We start from the raw sequence: 23681 nt of genomic DNA on the forward strand, positions 1-23681 counted from the left end.
TAATACTCAGTTGACAAGGAGGGTTCAAATGTCTAAAAATCAGCAATTAGAAAGTTGTAATTCTATCACATCTGTTTCTAAACATAATATATCTGAACAAAAGATAGAGTTAAAAACATCTTTTCCAGATGAGATTTCATATCTTATAGATATAAATAACAAGTTGGATAATGCTTTGGAGAAAGCAGAAAATTCAGTTGATAAACTTGATAAAGATTACATGGATGCTAAATTATATATGGTAAAGAATCGTGGAGAGATAGACCCACATGAAATGTTTCAGAATGAACTGGCACTAAAGCAAATAGATAGTTATGGGGCTTTTATGGTAAAAGTTCGAGATAAGATTGCTAAAATGAAAGATTCGCCATATTTTGCTAGGATAGATTTTAAACTAAAAGATGAAGATGAAGATTCAAAGTATTATATTGGTCGATTTGCATTTGATTATGAAAATGAACTTCTAATACTCGATTGGCGTTCTCCAATGGCCAGTATGTTTTATGATTGTAAGATAGGGCCAGCAGGGTATAATGCACCACTAGGATGGATAGATGGAGAAATAACACGTAAACGACAGTTTAAAATTAAAAATGGAACACTGGAATATGTACTTGAAAGTTCTATGAATATACAAGATGATATTCTTCAACAGGAACTTAGTAATACTTCAGATGAAAAGATGAAATCCATCATTTCAACAATACAAAAAGAGCAAAATCAAATTATTAGAAATGACAAGGCTGACACTCTCATTATTCAAGGAGTAGCTGGTTCTGGAAAAACATCTATAGCATTACATCGAATTGCTTTTCTTCTTTATCGATTTAAAGATAAGATATCAGCAAATAATGTAATTATTCTATCACCTAATAAAGTCTTTGGTGACTATATTTCTAATGTACTTCCTGAGCTAGGAGAAGAACCCCTATGTGAATTAAGTTTTGAAGATATAGCCGAAGTTCAATTAGAACGAATTATTGATTTTGAAGGAGAAAAAGATTCTCTGGAAATAAATGATGTACAATGGGATGAAAGAGTACGTTTCAAGTCTACACTTGATTTTTTAAAGCTTATGGACAAATACATAAAGCAAATGCCAAATATGGTCTTTATTCCTAAAGATTATACTTTTGGAAGTTTTACAGCTACAAGTGACTGGATACGAAGAAGATTTGATGCATATAACAAATATCCAGTTAAGCAAAGACTGGAGATGGTAGCAGAAGATATTCATTATAGATTTGAATCAGATAATATTATGGAAGAAGACTTACCAAAAGTAAAAAATATACTGAAAAGTCTAAATGGAATGCTAACAATAAAAAATACTCTGGCACTGTATAAGGACTTCTTCAAACAGATGAATATTCAAGATATGTTTGTAATGCCATCAAAGAAGACTCTGGAGTGGGCAGATGTGTATCCATTTATATATCTTCATGCTGCCTATGAAGGATTACAAGAAGACAAAGTGATAAGACACATTGTTATTGATGAAATGCAAGATTATACTCCTATTCAATATGCTGTAATAAACTTGCTTTTCAAATGTAAAAAGACTATCCTTGGAGATTTTGGACAACTAATCAACCCTAATCATCTACATACGTTAGATGATATGGTGCAGATTTATGATGGTGGAGAGCTAGTAATGTTAAATAAGAGTTATCGTTCTACTTTTGAGATTATTAATTTTGCCAAGAAAATTCAAAATATAATTTCACTGGAAGTTATTGAAAGACATGGTGAGGAGCCAGTTTTAATTAAATGCATCAATGAACAAGATGAGATAGATAAGATAAAAATGGAGATTGAGCAGTTTGAGGAAAGCAACAATGCTACCCTTGGTATTATACTAAAAACCAACAGTGAGGCTAAAGCAATCTATGATGTTATTAAGCAAGAATATGATGTTAATTTAATATCTCCTGAAAGTTCTAGTTTTGTAAAAGGCGTATCAATTACTTCTATTAAAATGTCAAAAGGGTTGGAGTTTGATGAAGTTGTTATTCCTTCAGTAAATAATAAAACATATTACAATGATTACGACCGTAGTTTATTATATATTGCTTGTACACGGGCTATGCATAGACTTAAGCTTACATACACTGGAAATTTAACGCAGTTGATAGAACTTAATTGAGATATATATAGTTTATATAAGCTTACCTAAGATTACTCTATAAATTATTCAATTATACAAGTTTAACGTTTGTGTATATAATTGTATTTGTTGAAATTTTTTTATTTTACCAATTATTTTGTTAATCATTTTGTTAATCATTTTGTTAATTCTATAGATTAAAGTATCTTCTATAGAATTAACAAAATATCAGCAGTACTATTTGAGGTAATTAGAACTGTACAAGCCATAAATAAAATATATAATTATGCATATTCTTATTTCATACTTTAATATATATTTTTTAAAATGAAAAAGCATTTATTCTGTAGTTTTATTTACACCATTATTCTTATTTTTTTATTGATTTTCTAAGAAAGTCTGATGTTATAGTATTACCTTTTTTATTAAGATTTTTTGCTAGTTTAATTCTTTGACATTCTCCACCAGACAGTGTACTAAGTGGCTGCCCTAAAGTCATATAAGATAATCCTACATCTTTCATAGTTTGTAGTATTTTGCAAAGTTTCTTTTCTGTAAAGAATTCAAGAGATTCATCCACTGTCATAGAAAGAACTTCAACTATATTTTTACCCTTGTACAATTTAGACAGGACTTCTTCATTATATCGAGTACCTTTACAAGCTTCACATGTGTTAACAACAGGGTCCATAAATACCAGTTCTGTAACAAGTACTCCTTTTCCATTACAAATAGGACAAGCCCCTTTAGAATTAAAGCTGAATAAACTTTCGCCAACAGTATTTTCCTTAGCAAAAAGTTTTCTTATTTCATCAAAAAAACCAAGAAATGTAGCTGGCATAGAGCGATTTGTAGTTGTGATAGGGTTTTGGTCAATTTTAATAACATCTTTTTCATATTTTTTTGCAAAAATACGAGAAATCAAAGTACTTTTACCAGAACCAGCAACTCCAGTAACAACTGTCATGATTCCAACTGGTATATCTATATCAACATTTTTTAGATTATGCAAACAAGCTCCTCTAATGGGAAGAAAGCTTTTTGCTTTACGAGTATTAGATTTTAGAGATAATGATAAATTCATAGCTTTTGAAGTAAGTGTATTTGCTAGAAGTAATTCATTATAGGTACCTTGAAATATAATATTTCCCCCATGTTTACCAGCATTTGGGCCAATATCTATAATCTCATCGGCTATAGATATGACATCTTTATCATGCTCTACTACCAAAACTGTATTTCCTCTGTCTCTAAGTTTTTTTAATAATTGATTCATACAATATACATCTCTTGGGTGCATTCCAGTGCTGGGTTCATCAAAAATATAAGTTAGACCTGTGAGACTACTTCCCATATAGCGTACAAGTTTTAATCTCTGGGCTTCTCCTCCAGATAGAGAAGTTGATTCCCTATTTAGATGTAAATAAGGAAGTCCAATATCAATCATTCTTTTTAAGCCATCAGTAAGAGCGTTGACAACTGTTTCAACTTTTTTATCATTTATTTGAGAGAGTAAATTATAAAGTTCAGTAAATTCCATATTACCCATATCTGCTATAGAATACCCTAAAATAGTGCAGTTAAGTGCATCTTTATTTAATCTTTTTCCATGACATTGAGGACATTCCTCATCAGTTATAAGTCTTTCCGACTTTTCTTTGGTGTGTTTGCTCATATTGTTAGTGAAGAATACAAATCGCTTATAGTTCCTACTGTAGAACGTGCATTGCCACCAAGAGGAGACTGGTCCACGATTACAGAAGCAGTTAAATTATCAATCAGTTCTACATGAGGTTTTTTGTATTTTGGAAGTCGACCTCTAATAAATGCTGAATATGTTTCATTCATTTGTCTTTGTGATTCTGCTGCAATTGTGTCAAATACAATACTTGATTTTCCAGAGCCAGAAACTCCAGTAAAGACAATGATTTTGTTTTTGGGAAGTTTAAGTGATATGTTTTTTAAATTATTATGTGTAAGTCCTTTTATTATGATATATGACATAAATACTAAGTCCTTTCTTTATATATTTGAGTAGCGTAATTATATTATGTAGTTATATTATAATAAGATTAAAACCTATTTTCCTGATATATTCTGCTATATTACAGATATTATTTTTAAATTTGTTTACATTGTAAACAGTATTAATTAGTGATGTTACATATAAAAAACAAAAATCCTATCATAGAACTTATTTAAAATTTAGTAAAAATGAGCGAGTTTAAAAGATTTAAATAACTTGACTTTTAAAACTTACTATTGTAATATTTTAAATACTACAATAGTAAGTTTTAGGTGTGTATTCAGATATAATTTTACTGATTGAAAGGAGAGAATAATGTTACTGATAGTTATAATAGTGGTTTTTATAATATTAGAGGAGGATTATAGATATACATATTAGGAAGTAGTAAGGTATGAAAAGAAAAACAAGTTTTATTTTAATAATTATTCTATTAGTCATTGTGCTTATAGCAAAATATCTAATGGGAAGTAATCAAAATAATAAAGAACAAAATATTAAGAGTAACAATACAAATTTTAAATCAAATGAATTGGAGGCTAAAGATAGTACACAGGAGAAAAAAGATAAAGTTAATGTAGTTGATTATAGTGATTGTTTTAAAGATATTAGTGGAGGAGCTATTTTTTACAGTAGTAAAAATAAAGAATATAACATATACAATAAAGAATTAATTGAAACAAGGGCTTCACCTTGTTCTACTTTCAAAATAATTTCAACATTAATTGGTCTAGAAAAGGGAATAGTAAACTCAAAAGAATCAGTTATGGGGTATAATGGCACAATTTATGAGATTGAAGATTGGAATAGAAATCTTAATCTAGAAGAAGCATTTAAAGCATCTTGTGTTTGGTATCATAGAAAACTGATGAATCAAGTTGATGCTAAATTTGTTCAAAACACACTAGATAATCTAAAATATGGAAATTGTGACATTAGTGAGTGGGAAGGAAATTTAAAAAATGGAAGTAAAGATTTAAATGGGTTCTGGTTAGAATCTTCATTAAAAATATCTCCTAAAGAGCAAACACAAGTATTAGCTAAAATTTTTGAGGGTGATACAAGCTTTAAAAAAGAGAATATTAATCTCTTGAAGGACATTATGAAAATAGATATAAATGATAAGAAAATGAATGTATATGGTAAAACTGGAACAGGATTTGATGAAAAGAAGCAATGTGTTGATGCATGGTTTGTTGGTATGGTAGAAAATGAAGATGATACATATTACTTTGCTATTAAATCAGATGATTCTAATAAAGAAATTGGAGGACCAAAAGTAAAAGAGATTGCAATTGATATAATTAAGAAATATTATAGTGCTATATAATAGACATAACTTTATACTAAAATATAGGTAAATTTAAGGAACTATGCAATGAATTGATAAATATATTGCATAGTTTTTATTTTATTTATATTATCTTAAGTAGATGTAAAAAGATATGAACAAAATTTAATAAAAAATAATCTTATATTGGTTAAAAATTATAAGGTGTTTATGTAAAGTATCATATTTAATTGAAAAGAGTATTTTAAAAGAGTGTCAACATTTAGTTTGGTGTGTCACTATAATGTCATTTTGGATTGCTAAACTTTAACTATAAAGGAGATGATTGTATATGGAAATACTAAAATGTGAAAATTTAACAAAGACATATGGCTCAAATCAAACCATGGTGATAGCTCTTAATAATTTGAATTTATCAGTTCAAAAAGGTGATTTTGTATCTATAGTAGGAGCCTCTGGTTCTGGAAAATCTACATTACTTCATATGCTTGGAGGAGTAGATAGACCTACATCTGGAAAAATTTATATTGAAGACACTGAAATAGCAAGCTTAAAAGAGGAAGCATTGGCAATTTTTCGACGTAGAAAAGTAGGGCTTATATATCAATTTTATAATCTTATACCTACTCTTGATGTTAGAAAAAATATATTATTACCAATGTTACTTGATAAAAGGAAAGTGGATGAAGATAGGTTTTCTGAAATTGTATCTACACTTGGATTAACTGATAGGCTTAAACATCTTCCAGGTCAACTTTCAGGTGGACAACAGCAAAGAGTAGCTATAGCTAGAAGTTTAATATATAGACCAGCTATTTTATTAGCAGATGAACCAACAGGTAATCTTGATAGAAAAAATTCTGAAGAAATTGTAGATTTACTAAACTTATCAAATAAACGATTTAATCAAACAATACTTCTTATTACTCATGATGAAAAAATAGCATTAGAAGCAAATCGTATTATAACTATGGAAGATGGTATGATAGTTTCTGAAAAGGTGGTGAAGAAATGAATATTCTTCAAGAATACACCTTAGATTTTGTACGTCGTAATAAGCGCAGTAGTATGGCTATAATGTTAGCTATATTACTTACTACAACTATGATGTCTTCTTTGTGTGGACTATTATATACAATGTGGAGTGATTTTATAAGGCTTTCAATTGAGAAAGAAGGTAATTGGCATGGAGAGTTATTTGATGAAACTCATGGAAGTGACTTATCATTAATTGAAAATTTCTCTTCAGTTGATGATGTGATGATTAAAGGACAGTGGTATGTAGGTAAAATTGACGATGATAAAAGGGATTACATAATTTATAGAAATGCTACCTCAGAATATTGGAATTCTATGCCAGAGAAAGACACTATACTAGAGGGTCATCGACCAAATAATGCTAATGAAATTGCACTATCAAAACAATATTTTGAGAGTAATCCAAATGTAAAAATTGGTGATAAGATTACTATACCAATAGGAGATAGGGTTTTAAATGGAAATCTTCTTGAACCCGTAGCTCCAAAATCTAAAGGTGAAAGTTTTAAGAAGATTTCAGAGACTACGTTGACAATAGTAGGGAAAATAGATGTTACTACTTCATCAGTTGTACCTGCATATACAGCTCTTGGTTATCTTGATAGAGCAAGTATAAAGCCTAGTGATAATATTACTGTATATTTACGATTTAAAAATATTAGAGATACATATAAAGAGCTTCCAAAGCTTGCTAAATCATTAGGATGGAAAATGAATGAATATGGAAAATACAATCTTAAGTATAATAGTAATTATCTTTTAAAAATGTTAGTTTTTTCTCCAGAGCAGAAAGCATCTATGAACAGTATAGAAAAATTTTCAACACCTATTATGTATCTAACAATAGCAATCTTTACAGTAGCCGTATTTGTACTGGTGATTTATAATGCTTTTGCACTATCAGCAAATGCTAGACTTACTCAATTGGGTATACTAGCTAGTATTGGAGCATCACCAAAGCAGATTAAAAAGTCTGTGGTTTTTGAAGGGTTTTTATTGACAATTATTCCTTTGCCTATAGGCTTATTTTTAGGATGGGCATTGTGTAAGGGTCTTGTAAGTTATATTAATTCAGTCGATACTGTTAATAATAATCAACAGGTAATCTTTACTTATGGTGTTATTGCTTTCTTGCCAGCTGTTTTACTTACAATAATAACAGTATGGATTTCTGCACTTATCCCAGCACGTAAAGTATCAAAAATATCACCTATAGAAGCAATTAGACAAGGTGATAGTATTAAAATCAAAAAGTCACATAAATATTCACTAACAAACTTATTTGGTATAGAAGGAGAGCTTGCAGTAAATGCGCTTCGTTCCCGTAAAAAATCTTATCGTACCGCAACAATATCTTTAACACTTTCTTTTTTATTGTTGACGAGCTTTCTAAATATAATTGCATGTCAAAGAGGTGCAGAGCGTGTTTATGGTAGTGATATTTATGCTAATCAAAGGGATATATCATTGCATCTGGAAAATAGTGAACCTGCAGAAAAACAGTTTTTAGAACAATTAAACAGTACACAAGGTGTAGAGAGTTCATTATATTATCTAAAAATGTCTGCAATCACTTGGTTAACTGAAAAAGACGCTTCAAAAGAGCTTGCAAAGAGTGGAGGATTTAAAAAGATAGTCTCAGCTAAAAAATATGCTCCTATAGAACGTGATGGTAAGTTTCGTATTACTTCAACTATGATTGGACTTGATGATGAGAGTTTTGCAAAATATTGTAAACAACTTTCTATAGACCCAAAACCATATTATGATACAAAAAATCCGATTTCGATTGTATATAATCGTGAGGAAGATGTTGAGCGTAGTACACGTAGGGATAAAGTATATATAGATTATTTAAATCTTTCTGTAGGAGATAACATTACATTAAATGAAAAGGTATATGATGAAGATGAGGGAAATTATACTTTTAATATGAAAGTAGGAACTATTACAGATACACTTCCACAAATAGCAGAAAATCTTGGTAGATACACCTTAATTCAAATAGTACCAATGTCTATAGTACAGGATGTGTCCAAAAACTATCATGAAAACCGTAGATTAAAATCAAATAGAATAACAGGGTTATTTAAAATAGATAATCATGATAATATTTCTAAAGTAAGAAAAGAGTTTGAATCTATTTGCAATAAATATTATGGGTCAGGTGATTATAGTATTAATGATGTTGTAGAAAATGAAGAATTAAGTGAGAGTGGACAAATAACTATGAATTTGATAGTAGGATTTATTACAGCATTATTAGCTGCAATTGGTTTATCAAATGTATGGGCGACTGTTTCAGGGAATCTTAGAAGTAGACGACAAGAATTTGCTATGTTACGTTCTGCAGGATTGTCTCCAAAGGGTATGAAAAAGATGCTTATCCTAGAAGGATTATTTTTTGGTCTTACACCATTATTACTCAGTATTCCTGTGCAAATAGCTATACTGTATGCTTTCATCCATATAAATGAAATAAGTTTTATGGAGTACTTATTATTTGCACCAATATCCATAGTGACGAGCTTTACCATATTGATACTTATTGTAGTAATAGCGTCGTATACTATGGGATGTAAACAATTAAAGAGTGAAAACATAGTAGAATCTATAAAAAATGAGACAATATAAACAAGATTTATTGAATATTTTTTAAAAGCAACTTTAAAGAATATTGTGTGTAAGTGATAGATAATGTGTAAATGATAGATAAATAGGATATAATGTAACTGGATTATAGGTGTTCTCCTATAATCCAGTCTTTTATGTATAAAACTTAATTATGAATCGTGCACCACCATGATGACAATTTTCTGCATGTATAGTACCATTTTGACCTTCTATAATAGACTTTGATAGAGCAAGACCTATACCAATGCTGTCTTTACTAGCATTTTTACCACGATAAAATCGATTAAAAATATATGGTAGGTCTTCTTGAGCAAAACCTTTCCCATTATCCTCTATAATAATTTCAATGTATAGAGGGTTTTTACTATAATAAGCAACAATCTGTCCACCATCTTCTACATGTTCACTACAGTTTTTAAGAATATTTAAAAGAGCTTCCAAAGTCCAGTTAATATCAATCTCAAATTCTACGAACGAAGAGTCTTTAATAATAAATGTCTGATTTTTTTCTTTTAAAATTCCTTCTATAGGTTCAACAGCATTAGTAAGAAGAGAATGGACATCTATAAGTTTATTTTCAAATATTAAAGTACTTGCATCTAATTTTGACAAAGTAAGTAAAGATGACACCAATCTTTCTAATCTTAATATTTGGTTTGTAAGTCTATTAAGGTAATCTATTTCTTCATCTGGACAACTTTCTGCAAGTAATTGTGCCATAAGCGACATAGAAGTAATTGGAGTTTTAAGTTGATGTGCAATATCTGCAAGATTATCTGAAAGAGTTTGTCTTTCTTTTAAAGCAAATTCTTTTGAGCAACGAAGTTCTCCCACAGTTTTATATATCTCGTCTTCAAGATGTGAAAACTCATCTTCACATCGTAAAAGTATGGATTCTTTCCCTAAATTGACTTCTTCCAAATAGTGAGTAAGAGTATTGATTCTAATCATATTATGTCTTTTTTTTCTATACTGAATTATGAACACTACTATAGCCATTGTTGACACTATAACAAAGGATACTATAATGAAATAAAAAAAGTTTTTATACCAAAATGTATTTTTAGTATAACCATGTTTTAATAAAATCTCATTTCCTACATTAAAGTCATGAGAACTTGAATTTTTTAGTGATTCTAAAATATGTTCTGTAGATTTAGGGTTAAGTTGATATGATGTACCAATGGTTTTAGATATCATATTATATTCTTCAGAAGAAGTTATAGTTGTTAGAATTATACTTAACAAAATAGTGATAGCTAAGCAGAATACTATAAAAACAACAGTATTATTGATATTTCTTGGAGTTTTCACTAGCTGTCCTCCATTCTATATCCTATACCTCTCAAGGTTTTTATGCAGGATGGATTTTTTAGTTTTTCTCTAAGTCGCTTTATTGTAACAGTAAGAGTATTATCATTTACAAAGTTGCCATCTATATCCCAGAGCATTTCTAATAGTTTTGCACGAGTAAGTGCTTTATTTTTATTTTCCATTAAGCTTAGGAGTAGTTTGTATTCTCCTGCTGTCAAAGGGATTTCAATATTATCCAAATATACTTTAACTTCATCTTTATTCAATTTTATATTTTCACATGTAAGAGTGCTAGTAGTGTTAGAATGAGTACGCCTAAGTACAGCATTAATTCTAGATTGAAGTACTGAAAGCAAGAATGGCTTAACCACATAGTCGTCTGCACCCATATCCAGACCTTGTACAATATCTTTTTCATCATCACGCACTGTCAAAAATATCACTGGAGTATCTCTTATATTTTTAACATATTTACAAAATTCATATCCAATCCCATCAGGTAAATTTAAATCAAGTAGAATTAAATCGATATCTTTGTCAAATTTTTTCTTAGCTTCAGTAATTGTACTATAACAACAAACTACATGTTTTTTCTTTTCTAGGGAAGTTTTTATTCCAAATGCAATTGTATCATCATCTTCTAAAAGAAGTATTTTTGCCATTTATTTTCAGTCCTTTCATTTAAAAAAATTTATAGTGTAAAATAAAATCCCTGTCAAAAACTTATAAATTAAAACTACGCTTTAAGTGAATCTATTAAAAGACCAAGTGTGGTTTCAATAAATTTTTTCTCTTCTATATTAAAATTGTTGATATACGATTTTCCTGTTATAGATAATAAATTAAAAAATCCTGTAAGTGTAAATATTGATGAATACATAAGAGTAGGTATCTCAATATCTGACCTAATACTTCCATCAACTTTTCCCATTTCAAATAGTTCTTGTATTTCTTCAAACATAAACTTATTGAAAGAAAAAAACTTTTCTTTAAAAGGTATCTCTAAGTCTGAATTTTTAGATTGTAAAAGTCCAATCATTCCCATTAAAGCTAGTAAAGAAGGCTCCTTACAATAAAATTTATGAAATGCAGAATATGAAAATTTTAATTTTTCAAATCCAGTTTTACCTTTTAAACTTTCTATTTTAACACTATCCCAAAGTCTTTTATACCCTCTTAGTACAACAGCAAAAAATAAATCTTCTTTGCATGAAAAATACTTATATATAGTACGTTTTGTATATTCTACTTCTTTTGCTAGTTCATTCATAGAAGTGTTATCAAATCCATTAAGACAAAATAATTTTTCTGCTTTAACAATAATTTCATTTTCTCTTTGGATTTTTTCTTTATCTCTTCTTGATAATTCCGACATATAAAATACTCCTTTCTACTGATTATATTGATAAGAATATATACTGATGGTATACTTGTATAACGATAGTATACTTTTTAAAAATAAAGTTAATGTAAAGCACTATAATTTATTATAACTTTACTAATTAATTATATAGGTAAAATATAAAATAAGGGGGATTTATTTATGAAAATAAAAGAAAATGTATTGTTGTTAGATAGTACTCGTGGTGCAAATTGTTTTATTGTGTTTGATGAAGAGATTACATTGATAGATACAGGACTTCCTTTTATGGGGAATAGTATAATTAAAGAATTAAAAACACTTGGGATTCAACTAACTGATATTAAGCATATTTTACTGACTCATCATGATGTTGACCATATATCTAATATTAAGTTATTGAAAGAACATACAGGAGCAAAAGTGTGGGCTCATATGGAAGATATACCTTTTATTATAGGGAAGAAGGATAGACCTGGATTTAAAAAATTTATTGGAAAGACAATTTCAAAAAGAATTATTAAAGATGTAGAGCCTTATAGAAATAATATGCAAGTCGGGAATATAAAAATTATTTATACTCCTGGACATACACCAGGACATGTATGTATGCTTTTTGAAGATGTATTGTTTGCAGGAGATTTAGTTAAGAATAAGAAAGGAAATATAATCCCATATCCTAATCTGTGGAACTGGGATTCTGAAAAAATGATGAAATCTGTAAGTGAGATAGAAAATTTAAAATACAATTGGATATGTATGTCTCATGGGATTCCTTGTGCTAAACAATAAAAATAGTAAGTCATGATATATTTATTTAAATAACAACTATTGACTATATACAACGTTGGTGATAATATAATATCCAAGATAGAGTATAAGGTGGTGAATTTTTCTGATACGTACTTTAATTTTATATTATTTAAATATTAAGCCAACACATGGATATGAGATTCAAAAATTTTTACAGGTTTCTGGTGCAGATAGATGGACAAAAATACAATCAGGTTCGATTTACTATGCATTGACAAAGCTAGAAAAAGATGGGGCAGTCAGAGTTTTGAGAGAAGAAAAAACTGGTGCTAGAATTCGTAAGATTTATGAGATTACACAAAGTGGTAAAGTGGAGTTAAAAGAAGAGCTACAAAAAGAATTACAGATGCCTATAGTTCCAGTAGGTTCAAATAAATTCCTATTGTATAATATTTTAGATGTATTACCAAGAGATACTATACAAATCAATCTTGAAAAGCATATAAAGCATCTGATAGAGCAGAAAAAGTATTGGGAAAACTGGAAAGAAATTAAAAATATTGATAAAAAAAGTCTTCCAACAGAAAGAATTGCCTTTGATATGACAATAGATAATTTGAATTATCAAATACTATGGCATGAGGAAATACTCAATAATATTGATAAGTATATATCTGTTGGTTATGAAACACAGAACGTAATTAAATCTATAGATTTTTCAAATATAGAAGACGATTTTTTATTTGAAAATGAGGCAACAAGTGAACTATTAGAGGTTCAAAAACTTAGAGATGAAATAATTAATAATCCAGACAAAGCTATCGAGAATATAGATAAAATAATACTAAAATTACAAAATAAAAAATAAGTTTATTTATAATAGCACGAGTCAAAGACTCGTGTTTTAAAAAAATAATATATACAACATTGGATATATAATATTGGTTAAAATATTAGGAGGTTTTATAAATGGAAAATGTACTATTAGAGATTGAAAAGTTATCTAAAAGATATAACAATAAGGAAGTTGTATCAGGAGAGAGTTTTAAAATACTAGAAGGAGATATTTTAGGTTTTATTGGACCAAATGGAGCAGGAAAAAGCACATCTATTAATATGTTTACTACAATTGTATCTCCAGATAGTGGAGATATATATTATAGGGGTAAAAGTATCAGAACTCAGCAAAATATCTTTAAAAGTGCTCTTGGTGTTGTACCACAAGAGCTGGCGATATATGAAGACCTAAGTGCATATGATAATGTTAAATTCTTTTGTTCATTGTATGGTTTTAGAGGAAATGAACTTAAATCTCGAACTAAAGAGGCTTTGGAGTTTGTTGAACTTTGGGGTAGACATAAAGAACTACCATCAAAATTTTCTGGAGGAATGAAACGTAGGTTAAATATAGCTTGTGCAATCGCACATAGCCCTAAAATTCTCATTATGGATGAGCCAACAGTTGGAATTGACCCTCAATCGAGAAATAAGATTATGGAAGCAATTAAAACGATTAATAAGAATGGTACAACAGTTATTTATACTAGTCACTATATGGAGGAAATAGAAGCTTTATGTAATAGGATTGTTTTAATTGATAAAGGAGTAATTTTAGAAGATTTAGATAAGAACTTATATAAAGATAAGTATTTAAAACTTGGTTGCAAGACACTGGAGGATATTTTTTTATATCTTACAGGTACAAATTTGAGAGATTTGGAGGAATAATATATGAGATATTTTTTGCCATTGTTTAGATTAGGAATCAAGCGAAGAAGTAAAGATTTTTTTATTTTATTTTATAATATTGTTTTTCCATTAATAATCATAATGTTATTAGGATATTTAACATCAAAGTCTTATGGAACAGAATTTACATCATATAACTATTATACTATTGTCACAATACCATTTTGTGTTCTTATGGGAATCATTAGTGTTTCATATGCTGCACAAGATGAGAAAATTTCTAATACATCCTATCGTTATATGATCTCTCCGATTTCCATAAAAGAGTTAGTACTTTCAAAACTTTTCTCTTGCACAATTATACTTTCACTGTGTAATTTAATAACTTTAGTTATAATAAAAGGCGTTTTTCAGATAAGTTTTGGTGGAAATTTTTTAGCTATTATTTTTCTTTTAGTGTGTGAGTCAACTGTAGTATCAGCTATAGGTTTGTTTTTAGGTCTTGCATGCAAAAACTTAGATATACTACGTAATATCATTAATATACCAATAGTGATTTTTGGTTTCTTAGGAGGCGTATTTTTTCCAGTTAGTTCATTAAATCCAGTTGTTTCATTAGCAATTAATATATCACCATTAACTTGGGTCAATAGGAGTATAGTTACTTGTATTTATGATGATAGCTTACAACCCCTTTTTAATATATCATCTATATTTGTAATGATAAGTATTTTAATGACAGTACTTACAGTCAAATTATTTAAAAGGGAGGCATTTATATAGTGAACTTAATAGGTATTTTTAATAATAATTTTAAAAGAAATATAAATAAAAAATCGGGTTTTTTAGTTATACTCTTATTTCCAATAATTATAGTAATACTTGGAGTACTAGCAAATTACATAAGTAAACCATCTTTTAATATTGGTATTTTGAGTGAGTATAAAAATGAACAAGTTTTAAATAAATCTGAAAAGAAGATTTATACAGATATGGTTAAGGCATTAAAAAGCACTCAAGGAATTGATGTTGAAATTGCAGACTTTAAAACAGTCAAAACTGATATTATAACTGGAAAATATTCTGCTGTTATATATTTCAATAAGGGTAATTTCAAACTGTATTCGATAAAAGATAAAAATACAAATAATATATTAGAGTATTTAATAGAATCATATAAAGAAGATTCAACACCTATAAATATAAATAAACTACAAGAAAACACCTTAGGCGTTTTGCAAAGAATAATTGCTTTTATTGTATTATTTTTAATGATAACCTCTACTGTTACAGCATCAATGATTATTAAAGATAAAAATTCAGGTACATTTACAAGAATATTATATTCACCACAAAATATAAGAGGATATGTGTTAGGGAATATACTATATAACTTTGCAATCACATATTTTCAATATTTAGTTTCAATAACTATCATTAAATTGCTTAATATTGATATTAGTATCAGTTATATAAATTTACTTTTAATGGGTGTATGGATATCGGCTTTGGCAACTTCTTTTGGAACATTTGTATCTTCATTGTTTAATAAGGAGATGTATGCAAATTTATTTGCTACTGGTATATCTCTTATACTATCACTTATTGGTGGTTCATTTATTCCAATTGATAAAATGCCTGCTATGTTGCAAAATATGAGTATCATAAGTCCAATACGATGGTTTATAAGTATTTCGACTTACATGGAAGATGGTAAAGGATGGTTTTCTAATATGAACTATATTTATATTTTAACATCAATAATAGTAGTTTTAGTTTTGTTAACTGTGGGATGTACTAAGAGAGTAAAGTATTTAAATAAAATTGAGAACTAAATAAAATTGAAGAAAAAATAAATAATTATAATTAAAATAAGTAAAAATATGAGTATAAGTAAACAATCACATTATCTTATTCATGTAATGTGATTGTTTATTTTAGATTATAAATATTATAATATATGTCTATAATACAGATTATTTTTTAGAATAACCATGTATCAGTATTAAAGCACATTTTTTGTATATCATCAATAAAACAACTTACATGGTATCCATCAGTAGCTGCATGATGTACTGTTATAGAAAGAGGGAGAAGTATTTTTTCATCTTTTTGATAATATTTGCCTGATTCAATTGTAGGGAAAAAATAATTTTCAAGACCATGATTATGTACAGTAAAGCTTTTAAAACTAATCCATGGAAGACATGAAACAGTATAGCAATTTTTTGGAGGATTAGGTTTTGCTAAAAAACCATAATTTTTTCCATATTGTTCAATATCATTTAAATAACTTTTATAGAATATTGAAAAATCTTTATTGTATTCTGTCCATATTGATGAAAAAGTTTTATTATCATCATGAAAAATTGCATAAAATGGAGTTAAAGTGTCCCAATATCCAAGTTCATTTTCATCATATGCAATCTTTAGTTCTTTATATCGATTTAAACAAGTTGTTACTATATATAGATATGCTGGATAAAATTTGATATTTCTCTTTTTTGTTTCATCAAGTAAATGAGTAATATCTATTTCTATAGTTAAATCAAATCCTACATTTGTCATCTTTGAAAAATAATAAAAATGTGTATATCGTTCCCAGTTTTGTAAGTCAATTTTATGGAATTGTTGTTTATTCATATAAAATCACCATATCCTTTATAAGATTTATTTGCTTATCAATATTGTCATCTGTAAGTACTAAAACAGGTGCTGATGTCTTCATACTATCAAACAAGAACATTATGTGTGTTGCAAGTGTCATAGAATTACATTTTTTAAATTCACCTTTAGATTGCCCATAATCAATTAACTTCGAAAGCATTGTAATGGCTGAATTATATCTTTTGTTCATATAATCACGCTGGTCTTTTTCTACAAAAGCAAATTCATGGATTGCAAAATCTAATCCAGAGTATTCACTTTGTATTTCTGACTTTTGTTGATTAAGAAAATACTCTAACATCTGCCTAGCTGATATATCTTCCTTGATACTTTCATCTAATAAATTTTTAGCATTATCTTTATGAGAATTTAACATATCAATAAAAATTTCTTTTGTTGAATTAAAATGTCTGTATAGACCACCACGACTTAAATTACATGCCTCACAAACATCTTTCATAGTTACATTACTGTAGCCTTTTTCAGAAAATAACTTTATTGAAGTATCAATAATAAATTGTTTAGTTTGCATTCCTTTTGTTGCCATAGATTTTCCTCCTTTGCGACATGTATGTCGTTTTTAATTATAAGACATTTGTGTCGCTTTGTCAATTTAAATTTATATAGTATAAAACAGCCAGCAAATAAAATGGTTAGTAAATAAAATAACTCTAATTTATTTTTAAATTAAGATGAAAGTTTATTAAAATAGTAATAATAATATTGACTTTTAAAACTTACGTATGTAATATATAAATTACTATCAATTATGTTATTTTAATATATATTTTTTTTATTAGGATATTTAAAAACAATAAAATAATAAAAAATAGATAGTTGATGTATTTATGGGAGTATTTTCATTTTAAAGCTTACATATGTAATATATTGAAGAATAAGGGGGTTTGTATGAAAAAAAAGATAAAAACAAAAAAATTATTAATCTTTGGTGCTTTAATCTGTTTAGTTGTAGTTATTATTGGTATTACAACTAAATTTGCATTGAATGGATTTAATAAAATCAAACCAGATGAACTATTAAAACAGTATATGTCTTTCGCAAATGAAAGACAATATGAAAAAATGTACAATCTATTAGACGAAAAAAGTAAACTAGAAAACAAAAAAGAAGATTTTATCTCTAGAAATAAAAAAATATACGGAGGAATTAGTGCACATAATATAAGTATTGATATTAAGGATATTAAAAAAGATGAAAAGGAAGGTACAAAAATAAATTATGATTCTAAAATAGACACTTTAGCAGGAAAAATCTCATTTTCAAATGAAGTATTATTGACTAAAGACAAACAAAAAAACTATAAAATAAGATGGCAGTCAAACGTTATATTTCCAGAACTTGAAAATGATAATAAGGTTCTAGTATCAACACTTAAAGCTAAAAGAGGAAATATTTTAGATAGAAATGGTGAGGTACTTGCTGGGAAAGGTCTTGCATCTGTTATAGGATTAGTGCCTGGAAAGATGAGTAATAATGTAGAAGACCTAAAAAAACTATCTGATTTACTAGATATACCAGTTGAGCAAATCCAAAAAAAATTAGATGCATCTTGGGTAAAAGAAAACTCAATGGTCCCTATAAAAACTATTGAAAAAATAGAAGAAAATCCAGATGGCTCTGTAAAAGGAAAAGATAAATTATTACAAGAATCACTACTTAGCATTTCAGGAGTTAAAATATCTAATACAGAGGTAAGAGCATATCCACTAGGTGAAAAAGCTAGCCATTTAACTGGGTATGTTCAAAATGTGAATGCAGAAATATTAAAAGAAAAAAAGGGAAAGAACTACAATGCTAATAGCATAATCGGTAAAATTGGTTTAGAAAGTCTATTAGAAGACAGAATACGTGGTATTGATGGGTGTGAGATTATTATAGCTGATAGATATGGAGATAAAAAAGAAACTTTAGCAATTGTTCCAAAGCAAGATGGGGAAGATGTCAAACTGACTATTGATTCAAAGCTACAGAGTAAATTATATGACCAGTTGAAAAATGATAAGGGTTGTGCAGTGGTTATGAATCCTAAAACAGGAGAGATTTTATCTCTTATAAGTAGTCCATCATACAATCCAAATGAATTTATACTAGGTATGTCAGAGGATAGATGGAAAGAACTCAATGAAAATGAAAATAAACCAATGTATAATAGATTTAAAGCCAGACTATGTCCAGGGTCTTCTTTTAAACCAGTTACTGCTGGTATTGGAATAACAACAGGAAAGATTAATCCTAATGAAAATTTTGGTCATAGTGGTCTTAGTTGGCAAAAAGATTCTAGTTGGGGAAGTTATAAGGTAACTACATTAAAGGATTATGGAAATACTGTAAATATGAAAAATGCATTGATTTATTCTGATAATATTTATTTTGCCAAAGCAGCATTAAAAATAGGTGAAAATGTATTATCAAAAGAACTGTTAAAACTAGGATTTGAAGAAAGTATACCATTTGAATTTGGATTAGCTTCTTCAAAATTTGGTACTGACAATAAATTTGATACAGAAATACAATTAGCAGATAGTGGGTATGGTCAAGGTAAAGTACTTGTAAATCCAGTACATATGGCATCAATATATTCAACTTTTGTCAATGATGGAAGTATGATAAAGCCTTATCTTGAATTTAAAGAAAATCCACAGGCTGAATTCTGGAAAAAAGATGTGTTTTCTAAAGAGTCTGTGAAAATTATACGTGATGACTTAATTCAAGTTATTGAAAATCCTAATGGAACAGGTCATGGTGCTAAAACTGAAGGAATTACTATTGCTGGAAAAACTGGTACAGCAGAAATTAAAGCATCAAAAGATGATACTACTGGAACAGAGCTTGGATGGTTTAATGCGTTTACAGTTGATGAAGATAGTGACAAACAGTATCTAGCATTAGCTATGGTTGAAGATGTGAAGCATCGTGGAGGAAGCCATTATGTTATACCTATTATAAAATCAGTATTTGAAGATTAATATGATGTATTTGGGATTTATATTTTTGACATCTTATTTTTAGATAAAAGTCAAATTAATAAAAGACTTCACTATATGATGAAGTCTTTTATTAGTTCAAAAAATAAAATAGTGGCAACAATTGAGGATGTGAGGGAGAGTTGCCACTATTTATATAGGGTATTATATTATGTTTTTAAGCTAGTTTTACTATCTTCTATGTTTATATAATAACCCTTGTATATGAATTTTATAGAGAGTTAATTTGAATATTATGTGAAGTTTTTAAATCTTAAAGAAAATGTATTAAAAAGTATATTTGCATTAATTTGTCTTATATATTTTTTTATCATTTAAAATAGATAATGTTATTTTGGCTGCTGTGCTACCATTAGAATAATCTTTACTTTGAATGTTTGTTGCAAATAAATAAGCATTTCCATCTTTTTCTACATAACCTATAAACCAACCATTTACATCTTTTCCATTTATATTAGCAGTACCAGTTTTCCCATAAAGTGATACTCCAGCTTCTTTAGATATCAATAATGAATCTTTTACAGTTTTTATATTATCATCTCTAAATTCAAATTTATTTGTATAAAAATCTTTAAGTAAATTTACCTGTTCAATAGGTGAGATTTTCAAAGAAGATTCTAGCCAATAGTTTGATATCCCAGATGAAATATCACGATTTCCATAGTTAATTTTTTCTAGATAAGTTTGTATGTCTTTTATACCATTTTTTTTGTCTAAATCTTGAAAATACCAGTTAACAGAGTTTTCCATAGCAGAAAATAAGTCATGGTCTTTATTCCAAGAATCATTAGCGTGATACTTCCCATTCCAATGAATGTATGAATTATCTCTTGTTATTACACCATTTTCTAATCCCAACAAAGCACTATAAATTTTATAAGTAGAGTCTGGTGAAATTCTCATTTTACTTTTTTCTTCATTGTAAATATGATACTGATTAGACTTTAAATCATACATTACAAAACTTCCATCAAAACCCTTAAAATACTGACTTAAATCTTCATATAAAGTTTGATTACTTATAAGATTATATTTTTCATTGACATCTGCCATAATGGATAGTGTAGAGCTATTTCCAAATACAATTAAAGCTACTATTGTAAAAATTAAAATGCTTTTAAGTTTTAAAGTTTTTGACTCAATTTGGAAATCTCTTATCTTTAATATACGTCTTTTTATTTGATTTTTTGAACCACCAATATCTGAAGTAAGTGTGAGATTAGATGGTTTTGAGAGATTATCTATAAAATTTATTATGGTATGTCCATATTCTATGTAGCTATTTTCATCAAGTCTCTTTAAAACTGAAATATCACATGCAATCTCACGGTCTAATCTCATTTCTTTAAGTGCATACCAGACAAGAGGATTAAACCAATATAATATTTGGAAAAAACATATTATATAGTTTACTAAAATATCTTTGTTTTTAGAGTGTTGTAATTCATGAAGTAAAATATATCGTATGTCTTTTAAAGATAATTTAGATATAGATTCACTTGGTAATATAATATGTGGTCTAAAGTATCCAAATGTAATAGGCGTATTTATAATAGACGATTTACATAATATAAAATCCTTATCTAAACCTATAATTTTTTTACAGTGCTTAAAAAGTGAAAGAATCTCTTCATCTTCTAAAATCTGTACTGATTTTTTTATATTTCTTATTTTAAAATTACAATGAACTGTAATAATTATCATGATTGTAATTCCAATTATCCATAATGTTAGCAATAAAATATTTAAATTATCAAAATTAAATTGATTCAAAGATACTGAAAAATCTTTTAATGCATTTGAATTATTAATTATATTGTCTGAAGAATTTTTTACAATAGAAGTATTTGCTGTACTATTTTCAATATGAGTAAAACTAGATATATAGCTAAATATATTTAAATGATTAATGTATTTAAGCGGAATAAATGGGATTATTAACATTATAAGTAATATAAACCCAATATTATATTGATACATTGCAGAAATATGTTTTCTAAATATTTTTTTAGCAAGTAGGATTATAATAATTAAAAAAGATAAGGTTAGTGTGCTAAGTAAAAATCGCATAAAAAATGGAGCGTACATATTTACTTATCCTCCTTAGTTTTCCTTTTATCTAAAATATGTCTTAATTCCTCTATATCATCTTCTGATAATTTATCATTCTCTAAAAAATTTAGTACCATAGAGTTAAGAGTGCCATTATAAAAACGATTTAAAAAAGAACTACTTTCTGTAGCTACATACTCTTCTTCTTTAACAATTGGAGTATAAACAAAAACTCTGCTATTTTTTTCATATGTCAAAGCTCCCTTTTTAACCAAACGCAACAACATTGTCTGAATAGTCTTAGGACTCCATTTACTTGTTTTTACTAGCTTTTCAATCACTTCATTCGTACTAATAGGAGCATATTTCCAGATAATTTTCATTACTTGATATTCTGCTTCTGAAATCTGTGGTAGTTTTTTCATAAGATACCTCCTTATACTTACATTTGTAATACATAAAGTATATTATCATTAGTTTGGTTTGTCAATTTTTTTAAATAGTTCATTTTCAGTCATCTAGAAAGTACATGTATTTAAATATAAATAGCATCAATTAAGCTTTAGAGGCATGAGTGATTAAGCTATATAGGTATGGTAAAAAAATAAAATTAAGGATTATATTGACAGTTAAAAAAACGGTTGATATACTTATTGTTGATATAACAACTAAAATGGAGGTATAAATTATGATAATTACAGTTATAAACGGAAGCCCTAGAAAAAACGGTGCAACATCAAAGGTTTTGAATCATTTATGCAAAGATATAAAAAGAATTAAACCAAATGTCAAAATCAATTTTTTTAATCTAAGTGAAGTCAATCCATCATATTGCATTGGTTGTTTAAATTGTTATAAAATAGGTAAGTGTATTAATCAAAATGATAAAGTAGAGTATATTCATGATATAATTACTAAGAGTGATGGCGTTATATTTGGTAGTCCAACTTATGGAAGTAGTGTAACTGGTCTTTTTAAGGTGTTTACAGATAGAGCTCATATGATGTTAGAGCGACTATTGTATCATAAACCATGTATAGCGGTTACAACATATGAAAATGCTCGTGGTTCAAAAGCTATTTCTTTTATGAAATCAATGGTTTTAGATTCAGGAGGTTATGTTTGTGGTCATTTATCTGTAAAGATTGGATTTAATCAAAATCCTATAGTTGAAAGAGTAGAGTCAAAGATACAAAAAGTATCTAAAAAATTTGTTTATTGTATAGAGGAAAAGAAAAATCCACCTGTGTTTTCTCAAATCTACGACTTTATTGCTATGAATATTATTTTAAAGCCAATGGCATTTAAAAATATTGAGCAATATAAAGGAATAATTGATAGATGGGAGGCGCAAGGTATTATTTAGATGGAGGTAATATGAGAGATTTTGAGAAATTATATGAAGTTACAAGTAAATTAATAAGTACTTCATTGAAAGTAAAAGAAGATTTAAAAAAAATGTTTAAGCAAAATGGATATGACATAACAACTGATCATTATGCTTTATTAAGATTTCTATGGGAACAAGATGGGATTTCTCAAATAGATTTGTGCGAAAAATCATGTAAGGATAAATCTAATACAACAAGAATTTTAGATGTTATGAAAAATAAAGGCTTGATTAAAAAATAGCTACGCACACTCGTGACTTTAGTCATGAGTTAGTAGCTAAAATAGTCAGCATATAGGGAAACTTATATGTAGAGATAGGATAGAACCTATCCAATACTACTTGAATTGCTGG

21 protein-coding genes are annotated in these 23681 nt (G+C 27.9%); 12 read left to right on the forward strand and 9 right to left on the reverse strand.

Annotated features, from left to right (window positions below):
- The first annotated feature begins 28 nt into the window (after positions 1-28).
- Positions 29-2146 (forward strand): UvrD-helicase domain-containing protein, encoded by a 2118-nt coding sequence (locus KGF45_RS16800; RefSeq protein ID WP_227842915.1) that lies wholly within the window; start codon positions 29-31, stop codon positions 2144-2146.
- A 331-nt stretch (positions 2147-2477) separates the two neighbouring features.
- Here KGF45_RS16800 and KGF45_RS16805 read toward each other — a convergent pair whose 3' ends face one another.
- Together KGF45_RS16805 and KGF45_RS20535 are read right to left on the reverse strand one after the other, a co-directional pair.
- A complete protein-coding gene (locus tag KGF45_RS16805; RefSeq protein WP_413894741.1) occupies positions 2478-3782 on the reverse strand; it encodes an ATP-binding cassette domain-containing protein in 1305 nt (434 codons plus the stop codon).
- Positions 3779-4111, reverse strand: coding sequence for a hypothetical protein (locus tag KGF45_RS20535; protein ID WP_413841167.1), 333 nt, complete (start codon positions 4109-4111; stop codon positions 3779-3781). The genes KGF45_RS16805 and KGF45_RS20535 overlap by 4 nt, the downstream gene beginning before the upstream one ends.
- 416 nt (positions 4112-4527) lie before the next feature.
- On the opposite strand from KGF45_RS20535, the gene KGF45_RS16810 reads away from it, so the two are divergent.
- From KGF45_RS16810 to KGF45_RS16820, 3 genes are all read left to right on the forward strand, one after another.
- Entirely contained in the window at positions 4528-5463 is a 936-nt protein-coding gene (locus tag KGF45_RS16810; RefSeq protein ID WP_227829356.1) for a penicillin-binding transpeptidase domain-containing protein, read from the forward strand.
- Between the two features lie 292 nt (positions 5464-5755).
- Complete coding sequence (locus KGF45_RS16815; RefSeq protein WP_227829357.1) at positions 5756-6439, forward strand: ABC transporter ATP-binding protein; 684 nt, start codon at positions 5756-5758, stop codon at positions 6437-6439.
- Positions 6436-9096: an ABC transporter permease gene (locus KGF45_RS16820; RefSeq protein ID WP_227842916.1), complete on the forward strand. Its 2661-nt coding sequence runs from the start codon at positions 6436-6438 to the stop codon at positions 9094-9096. Before KGF45_RS16815 ends, KGF45_RS16820 begins: the two co-directional genes overlap by 4 nt.
- A gap of 132 nt (positions 9097-9228) precedes the next feature.
- Here the strand turns inward: KGF45_RS16820 and KGF45_RS16825 are convergent, their stop codons facing one another.
- The 3 genes from KGF45_RS16825 to KGF45_RS16835 all read right to left on the reverse strand — a co-directional run bounded on the left by KGF45_RS16825 (position 9229) and on the right by KGF45_RS16835 (position 11785).
- Positions 9229-10410 (reverse strand): sensor histidine kinase, encoded by a 1182-nt coding sequence (locus KGF45_RS16825; protein WP_227829359.1) that lies wholly within the window; start codon positions 10408-10410, stop codon positions 9229-9231.
- Positions 10410-11072, reverse strand: coding sequence for a response regulator transcription factor (locus KGF45_RS16830; RefSeq protein WP_227829360.1), 663 nt, complete (start codon positions 11070-11072; stop codon positions 10410-10412). The genes KGF45_RS16825 and KGF45_RS16830 overlap by 1 nt, the downstream gene beginning before the upstream one ends.
- Before the next feature lie 74 nt (positions 11073-11146).
- On the reverse strand, positions 11147-11785 hold the full coding sequence (locus KGF45_RS16835) for a TetR/AcrR family transcriptional regulator (RefSeq protein ID WP_227829361.1): 639 nt from the start codon (positions 11783-11785) through the stop codon (positions 11147-11149).
- Between the two features lie 168 nt (positions 11786-11953).
- On the opposite strand from KGF45_RS16835, the gene KGF45_RS16840 reads away from it, so the two are divergent.
- The 5 genes from KGF45_RS16840 (at position 11954) to KGF45_RS16860 (ending at position 16047) form a co-directional block, all read left to right on the forward strand.
- Positions 11954-12562, forward strand: a complete 609-nt coding sequence (locus tag KGF45_RS16840) for an MBL fold metallo-hydrolase (RefSeq protein ID WP_227842917.1) — start codon at positions 11954-11956, stop codon at positions 12560-12562.
- A 118-nt stretch (positions 12563-12680) separates the two neighbouring features.
- Positions 12681-13391 (forward strand): PadR family transcriptional regulator, encoded by a 711-nt coding sequence (locus tag KGF45_RS16845; RefSeq protein ID WP_227829377.1) that lies wholly within the window; start codon positions 12681-12683, stop codon positions 13389-13391.
- A 101-nt stretch (positions 13392-13492) separates the two neighbouring features.
- The gene (locus tag KGF45_RS16850) at positions 13493-14251 is read left to right on the forward strand and encodes an ABC transporter ATP-binding protein (RefSeq protein ID WP_227829363.1); all 759 of its coding nucleotides are present in this window, start codon (positions 13493-13495) and stop codon (positions 14249-14251) included.
- A gap of 3 nt (positions 14252-14254) precedes the next feature.
- Positions 14255-14995 carry an ABC transporter permease gene (locus KGF45_RS16855; RefSeq protein WP_227829364.1) on the forward strand — a complete coding sequence of 247 codons (741 nt, stop codon included), beginning with the start codon at positions 14255-14257 and terminating at the stop codon, positions 14993-14995.
- Complete coding sequence (locus tag KGF45_RS16860; protein WP_227829365.1) at positions 14995-16047, forward strand: ABC transporter permease; 1053 nt, start codon at positions 14995-14997, stop codon at positions 16045-16047. Before KGF45_RS16855 ends, KGF45_RS16860 begins: the two co-directional genes overlap by 1 nt.
- A gap of 148 nt (positions 16048-16195) precedes the next feature.
- Here KGF45_RS16860 and KGF45_RS16865 read toward each other — a convergent pair whose 3' ends face one another.
- Together KGF45_RS16865 and KGF45_RS16870 are read right to left on the reverse strand one after the other, a co-directional pair.
- The gene (locus KGF45_RS16865) at positions 16196-16855 is read right to left on the reverse strand and encodes a chloramphenicol acetyltransferase (protein ID WP_227829366.1); all 660 of its coding nucleotides are present in this window, start codon (positions 16853-16855) and stop codon (positions 16196-16198) included.
- On the reverse strand, positions 16848-17426 hold the full coding sequence (locus KGF45_RS16870) for a TetR/AcrR family transcriptional regulator (RefSeq protein ID WP_227829367.1): 579 nt from the start codon (positions 17424-17426) through the stop codon (positions 16848-16850). The genes KGF45_RS16865 and KGF45_RS16870 overlap by 8 nt, the downstream gene beginning before the upstream one ends.
- A gap of 362 nt (positions 17427-17788) precedes the next feature.
- Here KGF45_RS16870 and KGF45_RS16875 point away from each other — a divergent pair, with 362 nt between their 5' ends.
- Positions 17789-19867 carry a penicillin-binding transpeptidase domain-containing protein gene (locus KGF45_RS16875; protein WP_227829368.1) on the forward strand — a complete coding sequence of 693 codons (2079 nt, stop codon included), beginning with the start codon at positions 17789-17791 and terminating at the stop codon, positions 19865-19867.
- 303 nt (positions 19868-20170) lie between these two features.
- Here KGF45_RS16875 and KGF45_RS16880 read toward each other — a convergent pair whose 3' ends face one another.
- Positions 20171-21973 carry a BlaR1 family beta-lactam sensor/signal transducer gene (locus tag KGF45_RS16880; RefSeq protein ID WP_227829369.1) on the reverse strand — a complete coding sequence of 601 codons (1803 nt, stop codon included), beginning with the start codon at positions 21971-21973 and terminating at the stop codon, positions 20171-20173.
- 2 nt (positions 21974-21975) lie between these two features.
- Positions 21976-22362 (reverse strand): BlaI/MecI/CopY family transcriptional regulator, encoded by a 387-nt coding sequence (locus KGF45_RS16885; RefSeq protein WP_227829370.1) that lies wholly within the window; start codon positions 22360-22362, stop codon positions 21976-21978.
- 263 nt (positions 22363-22625) lie between these two features.
- Between KGF45_RS16885 and KGF45_RS16890 the strand changes: the two genes are divergently transcribed.
- A complete protein-coding gene (locus KGF45_RS16890; RefSeq protein ID WP_227829371.1) occupies positions 22626-23303 on the forward strand; it encodes a flavodoxin family protein in 678 nt (225 codons plus the stop codon).
- Positions 23304-23314: 11 nt separating this feature from the next.
- The gene (locus KGF45_RS16895) at positions 23315-23569 is read left to right on the forward strand and encodes a MarR family transcriptional regulator (protein WP_227829372.1); all 255 of its coding nucleotides are present in this window, start codon (positions 23315-23317) and stop codon (positions 23567-23569) included.
- The last annotated feature ends 112 nt before the right edge of the window (positions 23570-23681 follow it).

The sequence above is a fragment of the Clostridioides sp. ZZV14-6154 genome, assembly GCF_020657785.1.
Lineage (GTDB): Bacteria > Bacillota > Clostridia > Peptostreptococcales > Peptostreptococcaceae > Clostridioides.

Excerpts from the sequence above, each read along its gene's own strand:
- KGF45_RS16830 (WP_227829360.1), bottom strand. The coding sequence starts at position 11,072 with ATGGCAAAAATACTTCTTTTAGAAGATGATGATACAATTGCATTTGGA.
- KGF45_RS16855 (WP_227829364.1), top strand. The coding sequence starts at position 14,255 with ATGAGATATTTTTTGCCATTGTTTAGATTAGGAATCAAGCGAAGAAGT.
- KGF45_RS16820 (WP_227842916.1), top strand. The coding sequence starts at position 6,436 with ATGAATATTCTTCAAGAATACACCTTAGATTTTGTACGTCGTAATAAG.
- KGF45_RS20535 (WP_413841167.1), bottom strand. The coding sequence starts at position 4,111 with ATGTCATATATCATAATAAAAGGACTTACACATAATAATTTAAAAAAC.
- KGF45_RS16800 (WP_227842915.1), top strand. The coding sequence starts at position 29 with ATGTCTAAAAATCAGCAATTAGAAAGTTGTAATTCTATCACATCTGTT.
- KGF45_RS16880 (WP_227829369.1), bottom strand. The coding sequence starts at position 21,973 with ATGTACGCTCCATTTTTTATGCGATTTTTACTTAGCACACTAACCTTA.
- KGF45_RS16835 (WP_227829361.1), bottom strand. The coding sequence starts at position 11,785 with ATGTCGGAATTATCAAGAAGAGATAAAGAAAAAATCCAAAGAGAAAAT.
- KGF45_RS16815 (WP_227829357.1), top strand. The coding sequence starts at position 5,756 with ATGGAAATACTAAAATGTGAAAATTTAACAAAGACATATGGCTCAAAT.
- KGF45_RS16865 (WP_227829366.1), bottom strand. The coding sequence starts at position 16,855 with ATGAATAAACAACAATTCCATAAAATTGACTTACAAAACTGGGAACGA.
- KGF45_RS16810 (WP_227829356.1), top strand. The coding sequence starts at position 4,528 with ATGAAAAGAAAAACAAGTTTTATTTTAATAATTATTCTATTAGTCATT.
- KGF45_RS16850 (WP_227829363.1), top strand. The coding sequence starts at position 13,493 with ATGGAAAATGTACTATTAGAGATTGAAAAGTTATCTAAAAGATATAAC.
- KGF45_RS16870 (WP_227829367.1), bottom strand. The coding sequence starts at position 17,426 with ATGGCAACAAAAGGAATGCAAACTAAACAATTTATTATTGATACTTCA.
- KGF45_RS16890 (WP_227829371.1), top strand. The coding sequence starts at position 22,626 with ATGATAATTACAGTTATAAACGGAAGCCCTAGAAAAAACGGTGCAACA.
- KGF45_RS16875 (WP_227829368.1), top strand. The coding sequence starts at position 17,789 with ATGAAAAAAAAGATAAAAACAAAAAAATTATTAATCTTTGGTGCTTTA.
- KGF45_RS16895 (WP_227829372.1), top strand. The coding sequence starts at position 23,315 with ATGAGAGATTTTGAGAAATTATATGAAGTTACAAGTAAATTAATAAGT.
- KGF45_RS16805 (WP_413894741.1), bottom strand. The coding sequence starts at position 3,782 with ATGAGCAAACACACCAAAGAAAAGTCGGAAAGACTTATAACTGATGAG.
- KGF45_RS16885 (WP_227829370.1), bottom strand. The coding sequence starts at position 22,362 with ATGAAAAAACTACCACAGATTTCAGAAGCAGAATATCAAGTAATGAAA.
- KGF45_RS16840 (WP_227842917.1), top strand. The coding sequence starts at position 11,954 with ATGAAAATAAAAGAAAATGTATTGTTGTTAGATAGTACTCGTGGTGCA.